This is a genomic window from Psychrobacter sp. ER1 (assembly GCF_048631835.1).
Lineage (GTDB): Bacteria > Pseudomonadota > Gammaproteobacteria > Pseudomonadales > Moraxellaceae > Psychrobacter.
Window position 1 is genome coordinate 1,384,651 of the sequence record NZ_CP184640.1, and the last position, 23,647, is coordinate 1,408,297.

A 23,647-nucleotide genomic window follows, 5' to 3' on the forward strand; every position below is an offset into this window, starting at 1 on the left:
CTATGTCTTAGTGTGTCCAACGAGAAAAGCCGTGAGTAGTCAGAAAAATAATAAACTTCAATCGTCTCTAAATATTACGCCACCTATATTTAAACAAGTTTGTGTGATTGGACTTGGGCTGATTGGTGCCAGTTTTGCGCAAGCCATTAAAGATAATGGCTTAAGCGCGCGTCTGGTAGCAGTCGATAGACATGCGCCAAGTATTGCAGAAGCTATGGAGCATGGTCTGCTAGATGCAGGTAGTGCAGACTTACAGGACGTCATCGCTGGCAGTGATTTAATCATTATTGCAGTGCCAGTACAGGCAGTCCAAGCAGTGTTTGTTGATATCAAGCAAGCGATGGATAACGGACAGCTTGCCAGTGACTGCATCATGACGGATGTCTGTAGTACTAAGGTCAATATCATTGATGCCGCTAAAGCAGTGTTCGGCTCGCTGCCGACAGGATTAGTGCCAGCGCATCCAATTGCTGGGGCTGAAAATTCAGGGTATCATGCGCGCCGCGCCAGTTTATTTGTCAATCATAGCGTCATTATTTGCGAGCTACCGACAACCAGTGCAACTGCTATTGCAAAGTTGCGACTATTGTGGGAATCGGTGGGCGCAAATGTCATGTCAATGGATGCTGAGCATCATGACCGCATACTAGCGCACACCAGTCATTTGCCACATTTACTTGCCTTTAATTTGGTTGAGCAATTGGCAAGCCATGATGACAATTTAGATATGTTTCGTTATGCCGCTGGTGGATTCCGCGATTTTACGCGTATCGCTGCCAGTGACCCTAAAATGTGGCATGATATATTTTTTGCCAACCAAAGCGCGATTGTCAGCGCACTTGATGAGTATGGTGTCTATTTACAGACAATGCGCCAGCTTATCATTGATAAAGATTCAACCGCCCTGATGGGACTTTTGGGCCGCGCGCAAGCCGCACGGCGACATTTCGGCCATATGTTAGCCAGCACCCCTTATACGGATACTTCTGCTATGTCAGCTTCTTATAATATTACCCCTAGCAACACTGTTTCTGGCACCATCGCGATTCCTGGTGACAAATCTATCTCGCATCGCAGCATTATGCTGGGTAGTCTTGCCACAGGCGTGACAAATGTTACTGGGTTTTTGGAAGGGGAGGATGCGTTAGCGACGCTGCAAGCATTCCGTGATATGGGTGTGACTATCGAAGGACCTGACAATGGCAACTTGACCATTCATGGTGTCGGTATGAATGGTTTAAAACCTAGCAAGACCCCACTGTACATGGGTAACTCTGGTACCAGTATGCGTCTGCTGTCTGGTATTTTAGCTGCGCAATCTTTTGATAGTGTATTGACAGGTGATACTAGCTTGAATAAACGCCCAATGGAGCGCGTGGCGGCACCGCTACGCACGATGGGAGCTGTGATTCAGAGCACTGGGCACAGTGGTACCGCACCGCTGAGTATCACTGGTCGTGATACAGCTGGTAAGCCATTACAAGGTGCTGAATATGATATGCCAGTTGCTTCAGCGCAGGTCAAGTCTTGCTTGCTCCTAGCAGGTCTATGGGCCGAGGGCACAACAACCGTCACGCAGCCTGAGATCAGCCGTGACCATACCGAGCGTATGTTATCGGCTTTTGGCTATCCTGTGACTGTAGATGGCAATCGTATCAGTGTCACTGGCGGCGGCACGCTAACAGGCGGCGATATCGCGGTTCCTGCTGATATCTCATCTGCAGCGTTTTTTATGGTGGCAGCGGCCATCAGTCAAAACAGTGAGCTGACCTTGACCCAAGTAGGTATCAACCCTACGCGTACTGGCGTCATTGATATTCTAAAATTAATGAATGCAGATATTAGCCTAAGCAATGAGACACATGTGGGCGGCGAGCCAGTTGCTGATATTACGATTCGCAGCTCAAACCTAGTCGGTATTGAAATACCAGAGCATCTCGTACCGTTGGCGATTGATGAATTCCCTGTGCTATTTATCGCAGCTAGCTGTGCAAAAGGCCGTACGGTATTGACTGGTGCTAAAGAGCTGCGTGTCAAAGAGTCAGATCGTATCGCTGTGATGGCAGAAGGGTTACATACGCTTGGTATTGATTGTACTGTGACTGATGATGGTCTCATTATTGAAGGTAAAGGCGTAGCTACCGAAAACGATGAAGTCAACAATGACCAGCCTGTCTTTGGTGGCGGTCATATTGTCTCGCATCATGATCACCGTATTGCGATGAGCTTCTCTGTTGCCAGTCTGCGTGCATCCAAGAAAATTACGATTGAAGGGGTTGAAACGGTTAATACCAGCTTCCCAGGATTTGCTGAACTTGCCAACCAAATTGGTATGTCTATCCAAGTGGATACTGGTGCTGAGTAAGTCGCTAAGCTGCCATTAACTCTTAAAAATTTAATCTAACATCGTTAGCAATGTATTCATGTCACTATTGGCATGAGTACATTGCTTTTTACCTTATAATCTCACTGTAGTAACCCTGCGCTTTCACTATTCAATTGACAATAATAATTAGAATTAGGTGAGAGCGCGCTTTGCTCTAAAAAGTTGTCCTATATTATGACTACCCAAAATGTCATCAAAAACCCCGTTGCCCCGATAACCACAACCAGACGCGGCATTATTACTGCGCTTATCGCGTTCTTTATTTGGGGCGGATTTCCGTTATACTTCAAACAGCTATCTGATTATGATGCAACGGAGATCATTGGTCACCGTATCGTTTGGACGTTTTGTTGCCTATTGATTGTATTAGTGGCTACCAAACGCTGGGGGTGGATAGAAACACTCAAGCAAACCCAAGATGGATTGCACTATCTCTATTGTCCAGTGTGATTATCGCAACCAACTGGCTGACTTATGTATGGGCGGTCAATCAAGACCGTATCCTTGAGGCCAGTTTGGGCTATTTTATTGGGCCATTGGTTGGCGTTGCACTATCCATGATTTTATTCAAAGAGCGTTTGCGTCCTTTGCAATGGGTAGCCATTGGCTTTGCATTACTGTCTGTGGTCATTCAAGTGGTGATGCTTGGTAGTCTGCCGTGGATATCGTTGATTTTGGCATTTAGCTTTAGTACTTACGGGACTATTCAACGACAAACGCCATTGACTGCTGTCGATGCTATGTTTGTCGAGACCGCAATGCTAGTACCGTTATGTCTGTGGTGGTTTTGGCAATCTGATGTAGCAAGTCATCAACTGAGCTTTTGGTTTAGCTCAAATATTTGGCTGCTTATGATCGCAGGTCCGATTACGCTAATACCACTTTTATTATTCAATAAATCTACCAAGCTCGTGGCATACAGTATTCTGAGCTTTATGAATTATCTGACGCCGACCTTTATTTTCTTTTGGCGGTGTTCTATTATAAAGAACCGTTCGATTTGCATCGTCTGGCGGTATTTGGTCTGATTTGGTTAGGTCTGCTATTATTTAGCATCGACCTGTGGCGCCATCGTCCAAGTAAAGTGTTAAAAGCGGCGCGCCTACGTGAAGAAGCGCTAAAATCGGTTAAGTAAACATTAAAAACACGAAAAAATTAGCAAACAAGGATGAAAGCATGTTTCATACTCAGTCTGATGTTGTATTTATAAAAGGTCTAAAAGTCGATGCAGTAATTGGTGTTTATGATTGGGAGCGTGCTATCACTCAGCCATTACTCATTGATATCGTGCTTGAAACGGATATTAGCCGTGCTACTGTGTCAGATGATGTCAGCGATGCGCTGAGCTATAAAGAAGTCTGCGATGATGTGAGCGAGTGGTGCAAAGAGATTCAAGCAAAGCTGCTTGAGCATTTGGCTGGTCAGATCTCTGATAAGATATTTGCAAAATATGACTGTCAAAAAATAACGTTGAGCATTGCTAAGCCTACCGCTATTGCTCAAGCTGATGCGGTAGGGGTGCAAATAACGCGCTATGCGCCAGCATCAACCGACGAGCTAGCTACTAAAGAAGCTGCCAAAGAAGTTAATGACAGCCAAGTCAATGATGCATAAAACGTCAGTGGATTTGAATTTGGCAACGTTCACACAATGCGCACCTGAGACTGTGCAAGCACAGCCCGTGGTAGAGGTAGTGTTAGCGCTAGGTAGTAACTATCAAGCCGACAAGTATCTACCGCTTGCTCGGCAGCGCTTGGCAGCGCTAGGTGAGGTGCGATTGTCTACGGCTTTTCAAAATCCTGATTTTACTGCGACTACCCAATTACCAAAGCCTGATTATACCAATCAGTGTGTACATCTAACATTGATCACACCGATAAGCCTGCAGCAACTACAGCAAACCTTCAAAACGCTTGAAGGAGATTGTCATAGATGTCGACAGACTAAGCCGAATCAAGTACGGCGAGTGACAATGGATATTGATATTTTGATGATTAAATTGGCTAATATAGAAAATAGCCTAAGCAAAGATTCGATATTTAAATCAATGTCTGATTGGATAGTAATGGCAGATCGTTATCCGTTTAAAGCGCATGAGGAAGCGGGAGTTAAAGAATTGATTTTAACCAAGCTCTAATTTGGCTGGTAAGTGACAGTATCTTAATCACAATTGTATCTTGTTATCTGAAACCATCGCTGTTCAGTACTCACTCTGCCTTAACCCATCAGTTTCCTAGACAAAAATCTAATAAAAACTATGCGATTATCTAAGCAGTTGTTAGTATAAGTGACGATGTAATCTTCAAGATACTACTACCTATGCAAAAACCAATGAACTTTTTGAATAGAAAAATAATCAAGAGTTTAGTAGCAATAATCATTATATCTACTTTACCTGCCTGCGATAAAACGCCTTCCGAGCATCTTCAATCTCTTACCGAAGACAAATACCCTGTGGCAAATATGCCAGACGAGCCGTTAGAAACCCCACTTGAGATTAACATTGAACCTAAGCGCCTTGCGATGACCAGCTCATGGAGTGCAGGAGTAAAAGACGATGGTACGCTTTGGACATGGGGTACAGACGGTTTATTGCGTGATACTAAGACAGGACAAGATCCAACGCCTAGGCAAGTCGAGGGTGTCAATGATGCGGTGGCTGTGTCAGGTGCTGGTCATATGTTACTACTACGAAAAGATGGCACAGTGTGGGGTTGGGGTAGTAACTCTCATGGAGAGATAGACCCTAGTGATGGTGACATCTTTATTGAAGAATTGAGACAGATTAAAGGGATTGAGAATGTTGTAGATATCGCTGCTGGTGAAATGGACTCCATATTCTTAACTAATAACGGTGAAGTCTATGTATTAGGCAGTAATGAAGGTGGTTGGGTTAATGAAATCCCAAAGCAACTTATTATCCCAACTAAAGTTCCTAATCTTTCAGATATAATCCGTATTGAATTTAGAAATGGAGTTCTATTAGCGTTAGATAAAAAAGGCGAGTTGTACTCTACAGGAAAATCAGAACGTGCGTTAGGACGTCTTCTCTATCAATCACAAGAACCTGAAATAGAATATCATCCTGCTGCTAAAGTCGCATTACCTAAAAAAACTATCGATTTCTCAGTAACCTCTACAAGCGCAATGGCAGTTCTTGAAGATGGAAGCGTATGGAACTGGGGAAGCAATAGCTCTGCTAACCTAGCCTTATCAGATTCTGAAGATATTAAAATGCCAGAAAAAATCCATATTTACATAAGGTTGTAAATATTGGAATACATGCTGCTGTAACTTCTCAAGGTGACTTATATACTTGGAGTAAATACGGGTTTGGGAAGAATAAAAACTCTATTTCAGCGTATACATATAATAAACCTTTTTTAATAATGCAAAATATTGATCCAGACCAAATAGTTTATGGGTACTTATCATATGCTGTGGTCACAAATGATGGCAATGTCTGGTTTTGGAATTGGAATGAAAATGGGCAACGCGGCACGGGTGAAATTGTAGAAAGCATGGAAAAAGATTATGTATTAACCCCCGAAAAATCACTATTTACGTTAAATTAAACTTCTTAATTATCAGGAAACTTACTATGTCACAGTCCATCAAAGATATCTTTTATCATGCGCTACTAACTCGTGCTGCTTATGAAGACATGGATGAAAATAGTGATAGTAGCTGTTCAAACTAAAAATAAGAGAATCTATGTCTTTTCAAAACCTTACTATGCATAAGTATTCGTCCACACTCTCTGTAGTGGCTTTGATATTATCTTTGACAATGCTGATTGCCTGCGATAAAACGCCTTCCGAACATATCAAGACATTGACCGAAGATAACTACCCTGTGGCAAATATGCCAGATGAGCCGTTAGAAACTCTGCTTGAGATAAATATTGAACCCAAGCGCTTAGCCATGACCAGCTCATGGAGTGCAGGGGTAAAAGACGACGGTACGCTTTGGACATGGGGTACAGATGGTCTACTGCGCGAGACTAAGACAGGACAAGACCCAACGCCTAGGCAAGTCGAGGGTGTCAATGATGCGGTGGCTGTGTCAGGTGATGGGAGTCATATGTTATTACTCCGTAAAGATGGCACAGTATGGGGCTGGGGTAGCAATAACGAACATCAGATAGATCCTAACGATAAAGATACTTTTATTGAAGAGCTAAGAGAGATCAAGGAGATTAAAGATGTAGTAGATATCGTAGCTGGATCTGACAATTCGCTATTCGTTCTAGCCAATGGTGATGTGTATGCATTAGGTAGTAATAATTTTGGTTTAATCAATGGTAGAACTGCTAAGCACTTAGATAAACCGACTAGAATTAATGGGTTTCAAAGTATTGTATCTATTGATTTAACTATTGGATCAATATTAGCTTTAAGTGAAGAGGGTGAAGTATTTACGACTGGATTAAGAACGACTCAAACGGGAATTCTAGATATTGAACCCAAGAGGAACGATAGAGGTGAACTATATTACCCACCTAATAAAGTAGAACTTCCAAGTAAAGCAGTGAGTTTAGCAGATAGTAATGGCAGAGTAGTATTGCTTGATAATGGTTCAGTTTATAGCTGGGGAAATAGTGTAAACGGTGAAACTGCACAGGGTACAACAAGTAAAGATTTTTCAGTGCCAACAAAAATACAAGGTCTGAATAAAGTTGTTGCTATTAGTGATAGTGCTGCAAATACAGTAAATGGAAAACTATTTATTTGGGGAGCATATGCGACTCGTTCAAATAATGGTAGTTCGATGAATTATTATACTAACCCTATAGAAATAATGAATAATATTCATGTTGAGCAGTTTGTAAGAGGAAATAGTTTTCATGGGTTTATTGATAATAACGGATATGCATGGTTCTGGGGCAACAATAGATACGGAGAGAAAGGCACTGGGAAAGTTCAGACTGAAGAGTATATAACCGAAGAAAAACTACTCACTCCTGAAAGATCGCTATTCAATATTCATGCTAATAGATAACTAAATTTTAAAATAGGAAGAATACTATGTCACAGTCGATTAAAGACATCTTTTATCACGCGCTACTAGCTCGTGCTGCTTACTCTGAGATGAAAAGCAACGACTCGCAAGATTGACATTTTCTAGAGAGTTAAGCAGGATTGGATAGAATCTACCATGTATGCGGACATGGTAGATTCTATCCAATCCTGCTTTAATTTCATTGTTTCTTCACTAAAATCTATATAAGCATTTGTTATCAGTCTATACGGCAATAGTACTGCCTACATTTAACGACTGTCTTAGCGATTTTTCTCATTATCTACGTCATTGATATCAGCACGACCAATCACATCTAAATCCTCTAGACACAGCTTATCGTATTTTTTCTTGCAGAAGCTAGGGTCGATATCGCACATTGCTGACTGCAATTGATCTAGGCGATTCTCTGATTGTTGAATGTGCTCAAGCATTTTAGCAAATGCTTCTGCGACAGGGTCTTGTGAATAAGGATCGATACCATAAGCACGGAAGGTATTGGTACGTTTGGCAGTAGGGGTAGTGTCGTTAGTTTGATCGCTGTTCTCGCCAGCTTGCGCAACTTTTTCTTGTTGCTTAGCGTCTTGTACTTTTGTCGCGATTGGGTTGCCTTTTTCATCGTGATGATCTGAGATCATACGCGCGGCACTGCCGACCATTGTGGCGCCTGCTGGTACTGGTTTGACTACCACTGCATTCGAGCCGATTTTAGCGTTTTTACCGACAGTGAATGGCCCCAGTACTTTGGCCCCAGCGCCGACTGTTACACCATCTTCTAGTGTTGGATGTCGCTTGCCATTGTTCCAAGACACCCCGCCTAAAGTGACACCGTGGTATAAGGTCACATCGTTGCCAATCTCAGCGGTCTCACCGATAACGACACCGACACCGTGATCGATAAAAAGCGTCTACCAATCTTAGCAGCAGGGTGAATCTCGATACCTGTCATGATGCGCGAGCCGTAGGAGATCACGCGAGCGGCTAGTTTTTGTTCATTGTTCCAAAGACAGTGTGCACCGCGATGCAAAACAAGCGCATGTATCCCCGGATAAGTTAGGATCACTTCCAGACTATTACGCGCCGCAGGATCTCGGGTGAATACTGCATCAATATCTTCTTTCAAATCGTTCTTGATGGTAACAAGTGATTTGAACAATTTGGATGGCAATGACATAAAGCGTCCTATCTATTCGTCGGTAGAGTGTCGTTGCGAAAACAGCGATGTCTCTAATCTGTGGTCATAAAGTTCGGATAATCAGGAATATATATTTTCGCTAAGCTTCTGCAAGTTATAACAGCTTTATACCGCAAAATATAGTAAAAAGCTGTCAAATAAAAGCGAGCTGATAAGCAATGGCTTGTTTTAGTCTTTTGATAGTTTTGCAATCAAAGCGCTTAATAGCTGATATTCTTTTTGATCAAGCTGTAGGCGTGACCCAAGTCTAGACAAGCGTGATGGCAATGACTTCAGATGTTCGCTATTTGCTAGGCCACGCTGTACCATAAGGTCAGTGGTGCGCTGAGTGAGCTGTTGCAGCTGCTGCTGATTAATAGCAGGCTCATCCCATTGCTGACGCAAATTCACATTGATTGTCGATTGGGCGTCTGTGCCTGTATCCGAATCTAGACTATCAGCTGTCTGAGTGTGCGTTTGAGCATAAGCAAAAATAAAACTGGCGATGACTTGCACCGCTGATGCGACATTTAGCACAGGGTAAGCAGGATTGGCATCGATTTGAATGTGATAATCGGCATAAGCCAATTCTTCATTGGTCAATCCACGGTCTTCACGTCCAAACAGTATAGCAATATTTGGTTTGTTAGAAGTAGCAGCAGATGAGGTATCAACATTACTATCGTCTGCACTTAAAGCTGCCTGTGCATCGATAAAGTCAAACATAATCTTAGCGGCTTGTGTAGGTGTCACGACAGGGCGAGGTAAGTGACGGCTACGACTGCTAGCAGCAAATACCAACTGACACTCTGAGATAGCAGACTCTAAGGTTGGTGCAATCAAAGCTGACGATAATAATTCACTGCCACCCGCTGCATGAGACACACTGGTTTCATCAATCGGTAATTTGGGATCGACCACCGTTAAGCGAGAAAAGCCCATGGTATGCATCGCGCGGGCAGCCGAACCAATATTGGCAGGTAAAGTGGTATTAACCATGACCACTTGTAGGCAATCAAGGTAGTCGTTCACTGTGCGTGATGATACTGCTAATGAAGCGTCGTTACTCATTGTTATCCCAGTCTCTGATTGATTTCTTGTTCAGCACGGTGTAATGCAATGGCAATCTCTTCGATCAGGACGGCTTGCTCATTGATACGGCGCTCACGGCAATATTCTTGTAACTGGCTGCTAAGACGGACTAATTGAGTCGTACCCAAGTTGGCGCTGGCACCTTTTAAAGCATGAGCAGTTTCAAAACCATTGGCATTATCGTCTTTTTGATGAGCAATTCGCAGCGCTGCAACTCTTTGCTTGCTATCAGTAAAATATACTTGTATCAAATCAACAAAGTCTTCTTCGAGCAGGTCACGCATGTCCTCGAACTGTTCATGATTGATAATTTCTTCATCAGTTTGTCCGAGCATATTATTATTTGTAGTGTCATCCATCGTGGTTGTCCAATTTATAAAAGTTAAAGCAATAAGATTACTATAATGAATTTTTAAAACGTAATGTACGTCTTAGCTGTAATGGAAATGTAAGTTCTCTTCACTGACCAAAGTCTTTAATGTCTGCAGGTTGTCGTCATTTGGGTAAACACGCCAGTGCTCAGACAGTCCGACATTTGCGATGCCATAGACCTCATAAATGCTTAGCCCAAGTGGCAGACAATTATCATTGATAGAAGCGTCAGTATTACTCAGGGCGTTATTGGCATAACTGGCTGACATACCGTTTTGATTGGCCGCATCATGGTTCATGTCGCTCTCTAATGCCAATAAATCATTGCCGTTCTCATCATACAAGCTACCACCCATTGCAGGGTCGTAGACATTGTTACTGCTGCTACCTTGCTCGTCTTGCTCTTGGTTATAAGCCAGACGCGGCTCAGGAATAATGTCAGCTTGGGCTGATTTGAGTAATGGCTGTAGACGTGTGAGCAGATTAATATCACTACCGTGAACTTTGATACTGATTTTTTTGAGCCAACGTAGTCTCGCATCTACCATGCTCATGGCACTATCAAGACGTGCAAACAAACGTCCATCACGCTCACGGATACTGCCTTTGATGATGACGACTTCATCGATTTTCAACTGCTCTTTGACACGGTTAAAACGCTCAGCATAACAGCTGACCTCGAGTCTCGATGTACCGTCATCTAAAGTAATCACGTTACGATTACCAAAGTTGGCAATATCTATAATAAGCCCTGAGAAATAGCAACTGCCGTTATAGCCTGTATCGGTTAACTTATCGAGACGCGCACCAGAGGTATAGCGTTTTAACTCATCCAAATACTCATTGATTGGATGTCCCGTTAAGTACAGTCCCAAGGTGTTTTTTTCCGCTTTTAGACGGTGCTTGTCACCCCAGATTAGTTCTGGCGTCATCACTAACGGCGGCGCTGCGACCACACCGTCCATTTCACCAAACAAATCCATCATACCGATTTCGCGGTTTTGACGGTCTTGCTCAGCGGCTTGTACGGCGCTTGGCAATTGACTCATCAAGGCACCGCGAATCTCGTAAGCTTCGTCGGCTGGCAAGTCAGGTCGTAGCGTGGCGGCAAAGTCATCAAAACAGCCAGCACTGACCAACGCTTCAAGCGTGCGCTTATTGACTTTCTTGATGTCCACACGGCGGCAGAAGTCGTATAAATCTTTAAAAGGGCCATCCGTGCGGCGGGCATCTACGATAGACTCTACCGCACCTTCACCCACGCCTTTGATTGCGCCAAGACCATAGATGATATTGGTTGGAGTATCGGCAACGAAGTGCCATTCACTACGATTGACCGAAGGATTGACTACGGTTAACCCAAAGTTTTCACGGCAGTCATTGATAAAGAACACGACGTTGTCGGTGTTGTTCATATCAGAAGTTAAGACCGCTGCCATAAATTCAGCAGGGTAGTATTGCTTTAGATAAGCCGTTTGATAAGCCAATACGCCATAAGCAGCAGAATGCGAGCGGTTAAAACCGTAACCTGCGAACTTTTCCATCAAGTCAAACACACCGCCTGACGTGACTTCATCAATGCCTTGTGAGGTGGCACCCGTGACAAAAATATCGCGCTGCTTCGCCATCTCTTCAGGTTTCTTTTACCCATCGCACGGCGTAGCATATCAGCACCGCCCAAACTATAGCCTGCCATCACCTGCGAGATTTGCATCACCTGTTCTTGATAGACAATAACGCCATTGGTGTTTTCTAAAATCGGCTCAAGATTGGGATGGTCATAAATGACTTCTTCGCGACCATGCTTACGGTCGATATACATTTCTACCATGCCTGCATCGAGTGGGCCAGGACGATACAGCGCACACATGGCGATGACATCTTCGATATTGGTCGGTTGTAATTTGGCCAGATACTTTTTCATGCCCATACTTTCTAGCTGAAAGACTGCTGTGGTTTTGGCATCTTGCAGCAGCTTATAGGCTTTGCTGTCATCTAGTGGCAAACCTTCCAAAACTAAGGCAGGTACGTTTTCTTTTGCACGGCGCAAATTGATGTTTTCAACTGCCGCATTAATGACGGTTAAGTTGCGTAGACCCAAAAAGTCAAACTTTACCAAACCAACAGCTTCTACATCGTCTTTATCAAACTGGCTGACACGGTGACCTTCATCATCACAGTAAATGGCGCTAAAGTCAGTGATCTTGTGCGGAGCAATCAATACACCACCGGCATGTTTACCGACGTTTCGGCAGACGCCTTCCAGCTTAATCGCCATCTCCCAAATCTCGATGGCATCTTCATAATCCATATTATCGGGATTAGAGATCAAGTCTTTGAGCTGTGGCTCTTGCTCAAGCGCTTGGCTCAGTGTGATGCCAGGCGTTTTTGGAATCAGCTTGGATATTTTATTGGCTAAAAAGTACGATTTGCTTTGTACACGTGCCACATCTCGCACGACCGCTTTTGCGGCCATCGTACCAAAGGTAATAATCTGTGAGACGGCATCACGGCCATAGGTTTGCGCGACATAATCAATAACGCGGTCACGACCTTCGATACAAAAGTCGATATCGAAATCGGGCATCGATACCCGCTCAGGGTTCAAGAAGCGCTCGAATAGTAGATCGTAATGAATCGGGTCAAGGTCGGTAATGTTTAATGCGTATGCGACCAATGAACCTGCACCAGAACCACGTCCAGGGCCTACTGGTACACCATTGGCTTTTGCCCAACGGATAAAGTCCATGACGATTAGGAAGTAACCAGGGAAGCCCATGGATAGAATAATATCTAATTCATATGCAAGGCGTTCATCGTATCTCTGACGGAAATCGCTCCAATTATCAGTACGCGCTTCGACAGGAAACAGCTTGTCTAAGCGCTGCTCAAGACCGCGTTGTGACTCGGCACGGAAAAACGATTCAATCGTCTCGCCTTCAGGCACAGGAAAGTCAGGTAGGACGTTAATACCAAGCGTTAAGGTGACATTGCAACGTGTAGCGAGGCGCAAGGTATTATCAATTACTTGCGGAATATCAGCAAATAATTGCTCCATCTGAGCTTGTGTTTTTAGATACTGCTCATCCGAGTAAGTCTGCGGACGGTTTGGGTCAGCAAGAACATAAGAGCCTGCAATACAAACGCGGGCTTCATGAGCATCAAAATCATCCTGCTCTAAGAAACGCACGTCATTATGCGCAATGATAGGGATGTTGTGTTTGGCACCTGAATGGATGGCTGCTCTAATAAAAGCATCTTCGCCTGAACGATTGGTACGCTTGATCGCAAAGTATAAACGATCATCAAATTTTGCCTGCCATTCAGTAAGTAGTTCATCGGCTTTTTCTGGCATCGAGCCGACCAATGCTTGACCCACGTCTGACTTTTCGGTGAGCAGTACAATCACACCTGCTGCATGCTCTAAGATATGACTGCGCTTGATAACTGGCGTGCCATGATTGACAGGATCAGCACGACCTTCGGTAAACCCGAGCGATACGATACGGGTAATGTTTTGATACCCTTCGTTATTCATCGCAAGTAAGGTAAGGCGTGTGTCTTCATTATCCATGATGACTTCACTGCCAATGATAGGCTTGATACCCGCACCTAAGCAGGCACGATAAAATTTCACCGTGGCATATAAATTGGACAAATCAGTCAATGCCAACGCGCGCTGGTTATCAGCCGCAGCAGCTTTTACCAGCGGCTTGATACGCACGATAGAATCGGTAATGGAATATTCGCTGTGGATGCCAAGGTGTACAAATGCCATAGAAGACTCTTACTGGTACGATCAAAGAAATAAGCTACCGATAAAATAATTGATTATTATCAATCAATTATGCTGATATCTAGTGGCCGACAAGACCTCGATAGCTATATTGATACGTTTTAAATGGGGTCGTCAATAATAGCATTATTTGCCGCAGACAGCCACAGGTTCAAAGGGTTTAATCTGAGAGAGTTAAGTCATTAAGGTATAAAAACTCGGTTATAGACAACAGCAAAAAGCCCTCAATACAACGAGGTATAGAGGGCTATGTGATTGATAATTAAAGGCAGTTTTTTAGTAACCAACCACTGCCGCATCGACAATACGTGGATCAGACGATCCATAAACACCGTTTGGTGTGAGCATGATCGATTGCGTAGATCCCATCGCGGATTTTGGACTGACGGTATGACCCATTGATTCGAGCTTTTTGACAGTATCAAGATTCAGTGCTTTTTCGACTCGAATCTCATCAGGTAACCATTGATCGTGGATACGCGGCGCATGTGTTGCCTCAGCGATATTCATATCATGGTCGATGACGTTAGATATAATTTGAGTGACAGTCGTGATGATACGACTACCACCTGGGCTACCAGTAACGATATAAGGTTTGCTGTCTTTGAATACGAGCGTCGGACTCATAGAAGACAGTGGACGCTTATTAGCTTCCACAGCATTGGCATCGCCACCAAGTAAGCCGTAGCCATTTGGTACGCCCGGTTTGGCAGAGAAATCGTCCATTTCATTGTTGAGCAAAATGCCCGTGCCATCCGCAACGAGACCAGTACCATAAGAGAAGTTCAACGTATAGGTGTTGGCTATCGCATTACCATCTTTATCAACGATAGAGAAGTGCGTGGTTTGATCGCTTTCATAAGGTAGCGGGTTGTTCGCTTTGATGGTAGATGCTGGCGTGGCTTTATTGGGGTCAATCAACGTACGCAGTTTGTCAGCATAAGCTTGTGAGGTTAGACCGCTGGCAGGTACATCGATAAAGTCAGCATCACCCAAATACTCAGCACGATCTGCATAAGCCAGTTGCATCGCTTCCGCCATTAAATGAATGGTTTGGGCGCTATTTTGGCCGTAGTCTTTGAGCGGATAGCCTTCTAAGATATTTAAAATCTGCACGATGTGAATACCACCAGAAGAGGGCGGCGGCATAGAGACAATCTCATAGCCACGATAGTCGCCTTTGACAGGTTCGCGAGCGATGGCTTGATAATTGGCTAAATCCTGCAGGCTCATGCTGCCGCCTGCTTCATTGACTGCTTTGACCAGTTTTTGAGCAGTCTCACCCCTATAAAACCCATCCGCACCTTGTGCGGCAATTAGCTTTAGCGAACGTGCAAGCTCTGGCTGTTTTAGACGTTCACCCGGTTGATAGGCGCTGCCATCAGACTTAAAAAACACTTTTTGGTACTTGGCCATTTCTGTAAGCGATCGCTCAGCGCCGTGAGTGACTCTGACAAGCCAGCAGTGACTTCTATACCGTCTTCAGCCAGTGCTATCGCTGGTGCCATAACTTGTCTGCGGCTCATCGTACCATGCTCTTCTAGCGCTTTTAGTAGTCCTGCTACTGTCCCTGGCACGCCAACGGCCAAGCCATGATAGCGAGACAAGTCGCTGACAGCATTGCCTTCTTTATCAAGGTACATATCGCGTGAAGCGCTACTCGGTGCTTTTTCACGGTAATCAAGCGCCACCGTTTTGCCTTGCTTGGCATCATAAATCATCATAAAACCGCCCCCACCGATATTACCTGCGCGCGGCAAGGTCACTGCTAGGGCGAAACCTACTGCAACGCCAGCATCTACCGCATTACCGCCGTCCTTTAAAATCTGTAAACCGATATCAGAGGCAAGCGCTTCTTGGGTAGCGACCATGCCGTTTTTTGCCCAAACTGGATGATGAATGGCGTCTTCAGAATAGATGGCTTGGTCACTATTAGTATTGTTAGCATTGTTCGATGTGGTGTTAAGGGTATTGGCCTTCGCTCGCGTGATGCGCTTGGTTTCAGAGAGTACCGTTGGACTATCAGCCATGATAGCCAAGTTTATGGCACTGGTATTGATTGATGTATTGTTGACTGTCGCATTACTTACTGAGGTCGTTGACTCTACAGCCTGTGCGGATATAGATAGCAGTAGCGTACTGGTAATGAGCACGGCGCTAGATTTGAGTAAGGTATTAGTTTTCGGTTTACGCTGCTGAGCGGTTCGATGGTGGCGAGATAATAACTGTGACATCGCAAAGTCCTTTTTACGCGAGTGGAAAGAATAGAGCTAGGAAATAGATAAGCCTAAATAGTAACGAAAATATGAAATAGTAGAAAGTTGTTTATTATCTTTTGTGGTGTACGCTTTTATAGCGCTTAGCTGTATCAGCTACATTTCAAATAAATGAGGCTAATTTTCAAGTAAATGAAGCTACTGATAAGACAGCAGTTATACAGAGAAAATTATTTATTAATGAAGGAGTTCTTTAAAAATATTCGCTAATATTACTAAATTGTAACGTCTTGTGATATAAATAACGGTACCAATGTACACTCATTATCGACTGTCTATTCATACAAAGAGATTACTATGTCATCACACCATATTAATAACCGCAATCGACAGCGCTACTCTGAGACTGCGCCTGCTTATTTATCTAGCACTGATCATAAAAACTATAATGGTAAAAATAACAATGGTCATCTATATCCAACCAGTAAATTGACTTCTATCGCACTGCTAGTTGGTAGTGCTTCACTTGTACTCGCAGGTTGCCAATCAATTCCAGCCAGCTCAGCTTCCAATCTGTCGTCGAATAGCAGTGCCTCTAGTACCATGATGGACTTTAGTGTTGCAGATGCCGCGCAGAGCCAACGTCAAGGTCAAGCTTTCACTGTCAGTCAAAACGCTCAGGCCGCGCGTTATGAGCAGCTGTTTGATCAAGAGAAGTATCCAAGCACCGAAAACCAAGCCAAATCACACTTGCTTGCAGCCATTCGTCAGCACTTGGCGACCGAGCATGTCGCAGTCGCCACAGCCAATTATCGCTCAGCACCATTCATTGACCCAGATAGTATCGACGCAGGAGCGAGTAGCTTGCTCAGAACGATCATAGAAACCTATGCGTATCAGCCTGAAGGAGTATATAGCGAAAGTGATGATGAGGCGCAAGCTGAGGCTAGAGCAGAAGTAGCAGCGGTAGGTGTAGAGTCGAATAAATGCAATGAAAACGAAGACGATGATGCTTATGAAGTCTGTGTGGTAGAGGGTATTAACTACGATTATGATGACGCAAAAAATTCGATAGAGTCCGGCTATCCTAGTGATTATGATCAATCTAGAGCAGAAGCTGAAGCAGAAAGAAGAGCCATTGCTGCTATATTGGCTGAAGCGGGGAGAATGAGCCGACGAGCAGTGATACCAACAGCGATAACGAGTATGCTTACGATATAGCAGATTATGATAGTAATGACCATGATGAATACAGCAGCAGTGCTGAAGGTATGCTCTCAGGGATGTCAGGGTTAAGTCCCAAGTCAATGGCTGCAAAGTATGAAGCCATGCAAATGGCAAAACAGCAAGCTAAGACAGAGACGGTAAATCGTGGCAGCCTACCAATGTCATCTACAGGTATGATTGGCAATATACTTGATATGTTCCACCGCACTCCTGAGCAAATAGCTGCATCCAATGCTTATCAGTATGAGCATTTAACATTCAATAGTGTCAGTCAATACCGTCCCAAGCAGCGCCAACTACAAAGCGTCTATAGCTACGACTACGCCACACCAACGATTAGCTCATCGATACAGATACCGTTAGCATTTGATTTTAATAGTAGCAGTGTCGTAGTAGATCCATCGGCCATCATGCCGATTGTTGCACTTGTCAACCCTGAGAATACGCCATTACCATCACATATGACCTCGCATACGGTGAGTTTTGGTTTGCCTGAAAGTATCACGGCACAATTGCCACCAACGGTGCTCTACGATGCGGTGCTCAATGCGATACAGAGCAGCATGGCTGAGCTGGCGCCTGAGCATTTTAGCGCAGTAGATATCAGTGGTGACACGTTTGCCAAAGAAGTCGGTGCGACTCGCGCAGTCAAAGTCTATTTTGGTAGTCAGCAAAGCGGTGAAATGATTGGTAAGACGCTCAAATATGTGACGAGATCACTGCAAGAATACGTAGATGCCAATCCAGATAAATATCCTGATGGTGCCGCACTAAAGACAGCACTTGCTAAAGCGCAATTATACAATAAAGGCTATCAAAGCGCGGATGTCGGTTCGCTATTGCAGCTGATCGAAGCTATCGGTCCTATCTCGTTTAATCAAATCAACTACTATTACTTAGACAGCTCAGATCGACTGCTGGCCAAGCAGCAACGTGTCAATATCGGTAGTGATTTTATGGGGTCGACCACAACCATGCTAAACCAAGTACGTTACGATAAAGCCAGCTTCAACCGTCATGCCTTGACTCCATTGCTTGCTCAGTCTTTTGGTCCAGACGCTACGCCTCCTATCGATGGCAATGCATGGATAGCTAAGCAGCGCGAGAAAAAGACAGATTACAAACGGCTCGCTATGCACGCTACGACTATCAAGATAGCGGTGTCGAAGGTGCTTATAGCAGTGATGAGTATGGTAACGATAATGACAATGGCGCAGACGCTGTCGATGAGAGCCGAGTTGACGATGCTCAAGATGATATGAATGAAGAATAGAAGTCAAATGACCTCATCTCATTGCATTTACGCTCATATCTATTAAGGATAAAAAATGAAAACAGTACATCACACCATTGCACAATGTATGCCATTTAAGACTAAAAATAATCTGCTAGTGACCAGCGCATTTTTGACAGGGGCACTGTTGTTAACAGGTTGCCAGTCTACCAGTTTGGGCCAGTCCAACACGGCGGCTGTAAAACAAGCACCTAGCATTGCCAAAAAACACTAGAGACAGCCCTGAAAAAACAGCGACGTCAGTCCTTTAGCTATCATAGCAATCTTGAGATTGGCAATAACCAACAATTTACAGATGCTGATACTGATACTGGTACGGAGAAAATGGCGGTATCAGACTATGTAGATGAACACTGCGAAGAAGCGCATGACCAAGCGTACGCCGCTCTAATCTTGCAAGCCGAACAGCAAAACAAAGATATCTTAGCGGTGGATTACGATACTAAGCGTGACAGCATAAGGCAGTCGTACTTTGAGTGCGTAGATGCCTATCATGCATGGGATGACCATCAATACGATAGCGATGTAAAAGTAGCACCAGATTATCAAGCGCTATTTGATAATTATGAAGATAAACAAAGACCGTTAGATAGGAAGAAAGCACAGTTATTAGATGAGTATCTATTAAAGCCGCTCTCTATCGACTCTCTAGGGATCTACCAACCGATGGCAGGCAAGGCTACGATGCTCGCTAGTGCGCAATATCAAGCACGTAATCATCACAGCAGTATCAACCAGCCTATTTATATGGATTTTAAAAACGGTGATATTTACCTATGGGCAGATAATTTTGCAATTCTAAACTCAGAATTGTTAGATGATAAACTCGGTACAAAATGGCAAAATAAGTGGTTAAAAATAGCCATTGATGATGGTACATTGCCTAAAGGATTTGGTGGTGAAGTGATAAAAAGCCACTTTGCGGCATTAGATGCGACTTATGATGCGGCTCCTGTCAGCCAGTTTAATTATGTTGCCCCTGACTCACTTGCTTCGCTGTCTCCAAAGCTGCCCGCGCACCAGTTATCGGCTATGCTACCAAGCGATCAAATCATTCGCCGAGTACAACGCTTTGGGGATTATCAAGCGTCGCAACAGAAATATATGCAGATTTTCTATGATCGGATCAGTGAAAAATACCCAGAGCTGGTACAAGAACCCGAACCGATGACAGCGTTTGAGTCGATTCAAAATCCAAAGGCATTTACCAGTAAGTCTATTGTACAAAAAATACTGGCTATGATAGAAGATCAAATGAATGAGGAAGCCACGACAGGTGAGGCCGTTGCCAATACAGAAGTACAGGAACTGTACGGGTTTGATAAACGTGGTCAACTCAAATGGGAGCACTTACGTCGTCAGTTGGACAATACTAGCGAAGCGAATAGTAATAAGGGCATGAGGATAGATGTGTTGCAGCAGTATTCTGCTATCAGCACTAAGGACTTGGCGTTTCCTAACTTACCAAGTAATGTGCAGTCGCCGAACGCTAGCAATAGCATTGATTTACGAAAGTATGCTCCAGAGCTGCTGCAATACTACCAAGATGGTAATGGCACGGCAGTAGGTAAAATGGTCTTTAACATGTTGCCGATAGTCAGAGAGCGTATTGGTTCGGTTGAGTAACTGATTAGAGTATTAATAAGTAGATAGAAAGCATTATTAGTTTTTGAACAGGATAATTTTGCATTAAAAAAAGCGCACCTATTAACGGCGCGCTTTTTTAGTTTATACGTATACAGCTGGGTAAAATAACACTTTTCCGGAGTGGTTTATTACATACCTTGCTGTGCACGATCACCACGTTGCTCACGATGGTCTGGACCACGACGGCCTTCGTCGTCACCTTTTCTATCTTCTTTCATTTGTGCAAGTTTTGCACGTTGCTCAGCAGTCAACACTTGAGCGATGGCGTGTTGTGTTTGTACACGTTCGATAAAGCGTTGCTTTTCTTTTGCCGCACGTTGATCAGCCAGACGGTTCAAAGCAGCAGTATTCAAAGTGCTGGCATTGGTCAGTGCTTGTATTTGCTGATCCATTTGCGCGCGTTCTGCTTGATGTTCTGCACGGTCAGCAGTGCGATCGCCACGTTTGTTTTGCATGATGGCTTTGATTTGCGCTTGCTGTGTCGCTGTTAGATCCAATTTTGACATTGGGCCTCTCATCGCGCCATCTTTGTGGTTCTTTTGCATTTGTGCAGTTGGCGTTGTATCAGTGGTTGCGTTAACGCTGGTGCAAGCCGTTACTGTAAATATGCTAGACGCTGCTAATACTGAGCCTAATAGTAATTTTTTCATCATAATATCCTTGATTACATTGAGTTTGGTTTAATAAACACTAAATTTTTATCTCGCAAGTAGCATTTGTTTAACGTTATCGCTCGTTATGGTCAGCCATCTTAGAAATGCAATACTTGCTGTTGATAGGAGTATATTACGACAGTTAAAGGTTACGAACATTTATGAAGTATTAAGAAAGGTAACGTTTCTGGTGAATTGGCAAGTGCTTGCCTGATAATATGGTTAACTACCGTCTACCGACAATAAAAATGCCACGGCGGCAATTTCGCTAACCATATCACAATGACACTTGTACGCGGATTTATTGCGTCATGATTACTATAGAGTGATTGGATTGAGTAAATAGAGATAAATAAAAATTAAAGGAGAGAAGCATGCCAAACATCCTGATAGGCGATGACGACGAAGAGTTGACTCAGTTATTGCAAGAGTACTTGGACAATCACGGTATTCGCTGTGACTGCGTGCATGATGGTGCAGCAGTCATACAACGACTCAAAGCGGTGGCACACGAAGAGACGGTCTATGATTTACTCGTGCTCGATATTATGATGCCAAAACTAGATGGTCTGAGCGTCCTGCGCCAATTACCAAATATTATCGATATCCCAGTCATTATGCTGACAGCAAAAGGGGAAGAGATTGATCGTATCATTGGTCTAGAGCTTGGTGCTGATGATTATATCACCAAACCTTGTAACCCTAGAGAGCTGCTAGCGCGTATCAATGCAGTAATTAAACGTACCAATACGACCGCATCAGAGCATACTCCGTTGCCAGAGAGTCGTTTGCATCTCGATCAAAACCAACGTGCCTGTCAGATAGATGGGGTAACGCTACAAGTCACTGGTACAGAGTTTGATCTGCTCGTGGCTCTGCTCAAACAAAAAGGGGAGGTGGTCAGTAAAGCATGGCTGTCAGAAAATGTCTTGCAGCGTGAGTTGCAGCCATTTGACCGTAGCCTCGATGTACACGTATCTCGCTTACGCAAAAAACTTCAACCTTTTCACGATGAGCCAATAAAAGCGGTGCGTGGTAAAGGTTATCAACTGGTACTGTAATGACGGACATATCGATGAAAGCTTCTGAGCAGACCCTCAAAAAATCACCTAAGTTTAAGGTTCGCATTACTCTGTTTTGGCGTTTGTTCCTGAGCCTATTACTGACGATTTTAATTACCTCTGTACTGTCCATCGTGGTAGAGCGCTGGCTAGCTGAAAAAGAGCTGACCTCTCGTATGGATGTGCAAATCGATAGCCTATTGATAAAGCGTGAAGAGATGGTCGCATCACTACGGGCTGGTGATGTGGAGTCTGTCAGGGAGATGTATCGTCAAGACCGCCAGCTGATGAATCAAATCAGAGTCTATGATGAGCAGGGCGCTATTATATTCCCGCGTTACCGTGACAAAGACGATCGCGCGCAAGGACAACTGCAAAGTGGTCGGCAGCTAATGGATCGTGCAATACAACCGTTGCAGCAAATACCACCTAGAGTAGAGAATAACGCTTATGGTGCAGAAGGTCGCAATGCTGACAATAGACTTCGTGAACACGACAATGAAATACCGAAAATTGAGCCGTCTTTTTGGCAAAAGTTCCTAAGACCAAGAACAGCAAGTAGTGCAGCAGTAGCTGATATCGATACTCGTCCTGAACTGGCCGATATGTCTGTTGAATTACCTGATGGTCAGTCAATTATCATACAGTTGCGTCCGCACTTGCGTTTTTCAGACGTAGTAGAGATACAGCACGGCAATTTTCCAATACGTTTGCTATTGATCGTTATCTTTAGTGTACTGGTCTGCATATGGCTCAGTCGTACGCTAACCCAGCGAATTGGTCGTGTACAACATACCGTACACCGTATGATTGATGGTAATTATCAAGCCAACCCAGAACTGTCCAAGATGGGCGATGATGAGTTGGGGCTACTTGCCAAAGACGTTGCCCATCTCTCGACCAGACTGGTTGACAGTGAGCTGGCACGTAAGCAAATGCTCAGTGATATCTCACATGAGCTGCGTTCGCCACTTGCTCGTCTGGATGTAGCGACTGAGCTGACTCGAGACTTTGCGCCCAATGCCAATCGTTATCTGGACCGTATCGATAAAGAATCTACACGAATGAATGAGCTAATTGAGCAAATCATTCATATTCAGTCTCTACAAATGCAGCAATATACCGTCGATAATTTGGAGAGTGAGGCAGTCGATATATCCGACACTATTAGTAATATCGGAGAGGATGTCTGCTTTGAATTTCAACATAAAGACGTGCATTGGCAATGGCAACCGCCTGTAGCCTCAGCGCTAGATGATTTGGCAGGATTTTGGACAGTCCAAGGTAATGCCGAACAGTTGTATAGTGCACTTGAAAATGTTATTCGCAATGCCTTTATGCACACAGCAGCGGGTTCGACAGTGATTGCGGAAGTCAAAGCAATCAAGATGGACAATAAGGCACCAGCCGTTCAAATTAATATAACAGATGAAGGCGGCGGTGTCGCAGACAAAGACTTAGAACGTATTTTCCATCCCTTTGTGCGGCTCGATACTGCTCGGCATCGTGATACTGGCGGCTATGGTCTTGGATTGGCCATTGTTCATGCTGTGGTCATGGCGCATAAAGGATATATCAATGCTCATAACCGCCAAGATGGTATCCAAGGGTTGGTGGTTCAAATAGTGCTACCTAGCAGATAAAAAGATAAATAATGTAGAAACAAATTATGTAACCAATATGCGCTTATCATGTATTTGCAATGTGTAT

16 protein-coding genes and 3 pseudogenes are annotated in these 23,647 nt (G+C 44.0%); 12 read left to right on the top strand and 7 right to left on the bottom strand.

Annotation, left to right across the window (positions count from 1 at the left end; all coding sequences use genetic code 11):
• The first annotated feature begins 31 nt into the window (after positions 1-31).
• From ACOBWA_RS06340 to ACOBWA_RS06365, 6 genes and pseudogenes are all read left to right on the top strand, one after another.
• Positions 32-2,365 (top strand): bifunctional prephenate dehydrogenase/3-phosphoshikimate 1-carboxyvinyltransferase, encoded by a 2,334-nt coding sequence (locus ACOBWA_RS06340; protein WP_420230531.1) that lies wholly within the window; start codon positions 32-34, stop codon positions 2,363-2,365.
• A gap of 195 nt (positions 2,366-2,560) precedes the next feature.
• Positions 2,561-3,521, top strand: a pseudogene (rarD, locus tag ACOBWA_RS06345) (EamA family transporter RarD).
• Between the two features lie 41 nt (positions 3,522-3,562).
• Positions 3,563-4,000 (top strand): dihydroneopterin aldolase, encoded by a 438-nt coding sequence (folB, locus tag ACOBWA_RS06350; RefSeq protein WP_420230532.1) that lies wholly within the window; start codon positions 3,563-3,565, stop codon positions 3,998-4,000.
• Complete coding sequence (locus ACOBWA_RS06355) at positions 3,975-4,523, top strand: 2-amino-4-hydroxy-6-hydroxymethyldihydropteridine diphosphokinase (RefSeq protein ID WP_420230533.1); 549 nt, start codon at positions 3,975-3,977, stop codon at positions 4,521-4,523. The genes folB and ACOBWA_RS06355 overlap by 26 nt, the downstream gene beginning before the upstream one ends.
• A gap of 326 nt (positions 4,524-4,849) precedes the next feature.
• Entirely contained in the window at positions 4,850-5,656 is an 807-nt protein-coding gene (locus ACOBWA_RS06360) for an RCC1 domain-containing protein (protein WP_420230734.1), read from the top strand.
• A 444-nt stretch (positions 5,657-6,100) separates the two neighbouring features.
• Positions 6,101-7,387 (top strand): RCC1 domain-containing protein, encoded by a 1,287-nt coding sequence (locus tag ACOBWA_RS06365; RefSeq protein ID WP_420230534.1) that lies wholly within the window; start codon positions 6,101-6,103, stop codon positions 7,385-7,387.
• Between the two features lie 281 nt (positions 7,388-7,668).
• Here ACOBWA_RS06365 and cysE read toward each other — a convergent pair.
• The 6 genes and pseudogenes from cysE to ACOBWA_RS06395 all read right to left on the bottom strand — a co-directional run bounded on the left by cysE (position 7,669) and on the right by ACOBWA_RS06395 (position 16,073).
• Positions 7,669-8,579, bottom strand: a pseudogene (gene cysE, locus ACOBWA_RS06370) (serine O-acetyltransferase).
• Positions 8,580-8,768: 189 nt separating this feature from the next.
• On the bottom strand, positions 8,769-9,650 hold the full coding sequence (locus ACOBWA_RS06375) for an RNA methyltransferase (protein WP_420230535.1): 882 nt from the start codon (positions 9,648-9,650) through the stop codon (positions 8,769-8,771).
• 2 nt (positions 9,651-9,652) lie between these two features.
• Positions 9,653-10,030, bottom strand: a complete 378-nt coding sequence (locus ACOBWA_RS06380; protein WP_420230536.1) for an Hpt domain-containing protein — start codon at positions 10,028-10,030, stop codon at positions 9,653-9,655.
• Positions 10,031-10,102: 72 nt separating this feature from the next.
• A pseudogene (gene dnaE / locus ACOBWA_RS06385) lies at positions 10,103-13,821 on the bottom strand (DNA polymerase III subunit alpha).
• A gap of 294 nt (positions 13,822-14,115) precedes the next feature.
• Positions 14,116-15,255 (bottom strand): gamma-glutamyltransferase, encoded by a 1,140-nt coding sequence (gene ggt / locus ACOBWA_RS06390; protein WP_420230537.1) that lies wholly within the window; start codon positions 15,253-15,255, stop codon positions 14,116-14,118.
• A complete protein-coding gene (locus tag ACOBWA_RS06395; protein WP_420230538.1) occupies positions 15,189-16,073 on the bottom strand; it encodes a gamma-glutamyltransferase in 885 nt (294 codons plus the stop codon). Before ACOBWA_RS06395 ends, ggt begins: the two co-directional genes overlap by 67 nt.
• A 339-nt stretch (positions 16,074-16,412) precedes the next feature.
• Between ACOBWA_RS06395 and ACOBWA_RS06400 the strand changes: the two genes are divergently transcribed.
• The 4 genes from ACOBWA_RS06400 (at position 16,413) to ACOBWA_RS06415 (ending at position 20,202) form a co-directional block, all read left to right on the top strand.
• Entirely contained in the window at positions 16,413-17,276 is an 864-nt protein-coding gene (locus tag ACOBWA_RS06400; RefSeq protein ID WP_420230539.1) for a hypothetical protein, read from the top strand.
• A 62-nt stretch (positions 17,277-17,338) separates the two neighbouring features.
• On the top strand, positions 17,339-18,544 hold the full coding sequence (locus ACOBWA_RS06405) for a hypothetical protein (RefSeq protein ID WP_420230540.1): 1,206 nt from the start codon (positions 17,339-17,341) through the stop codon (positions 18,542-18,544).
• Between the two features lie 66 nt (positions 18,545-18,610).
• Positions 18,611-18,790, top strand: a complete 180-nt coding sequence (locus ACOBWA_RS06410) for a hypothetical protein (RefSeq protein ID WP_420230541.1) — start codon at positions 18,611-18,613, stop codon at positions 18,788-18,790.
• Positions 18,791-18,900: 110 nt separating this feature from the next.
• On the top strand, positions 18,901-20,202 hold the full coding sequence (locus tag ACOBWA_RS06415; RefSeq protein ID WP_420230542.1) for a hypothetical protein: 1,302 nt from the start codon (positions 18,901-18,903) through the stop codon (positions 20,200-20,202).
• 149 nt (positions 20,203-20,351) lie between these two features.
• On the opposite strand, the gene ACOBWA_RS06420 is transcribed toward ACOBWA_RS06415, so the two are convergent.
• A complete protein-coding gene (locus ACOBWA_RS06420) occupies positions 20,352-20,876 on the bottom strand; it encodes a Spy/CpxP family protein refolding chaperone (protein WP_227543643.1) in 525 nt (174 codons plus the stop codon).
• 374 nt (positions 20,877-21,250) lie between these two features.
• On the opposite strand from ACOBWA_RS06420, the gene ACOBWA_RS06425 reads away from it, so the two are divergent.
• Together ACOBWA_RS06425 and ACOBWA_RS06430 are read left to right on the top strand one after the other, a co-directional pair.
• Positions 21,251-21,937: a response regulator transcription factor gene (locus ACOBWA_RS06425; RefSeq protein WP_201566534.1), complete on the top strand. Its 687-nt coding sequence runs from the start codon at positions 21,251-21,253 to the stop codon at positions 21,935-21,937.
• 14 nt (positions 21,938-21,951) lie between these two features.
• On the top strand, positions 21,952-23,580 hold the full coding sequence (locus ACOBWA_RS06430; RefSeq protein WP_420230543.1) for a sensor histidine kinase: 1,629 nt from the start codon (positions 21,952-21,954) through the stop codon (positions 23,578-23,580).
• The last annotated feature ends 67 nt before the right edge of the window (positions 23,581-23,647 follow it).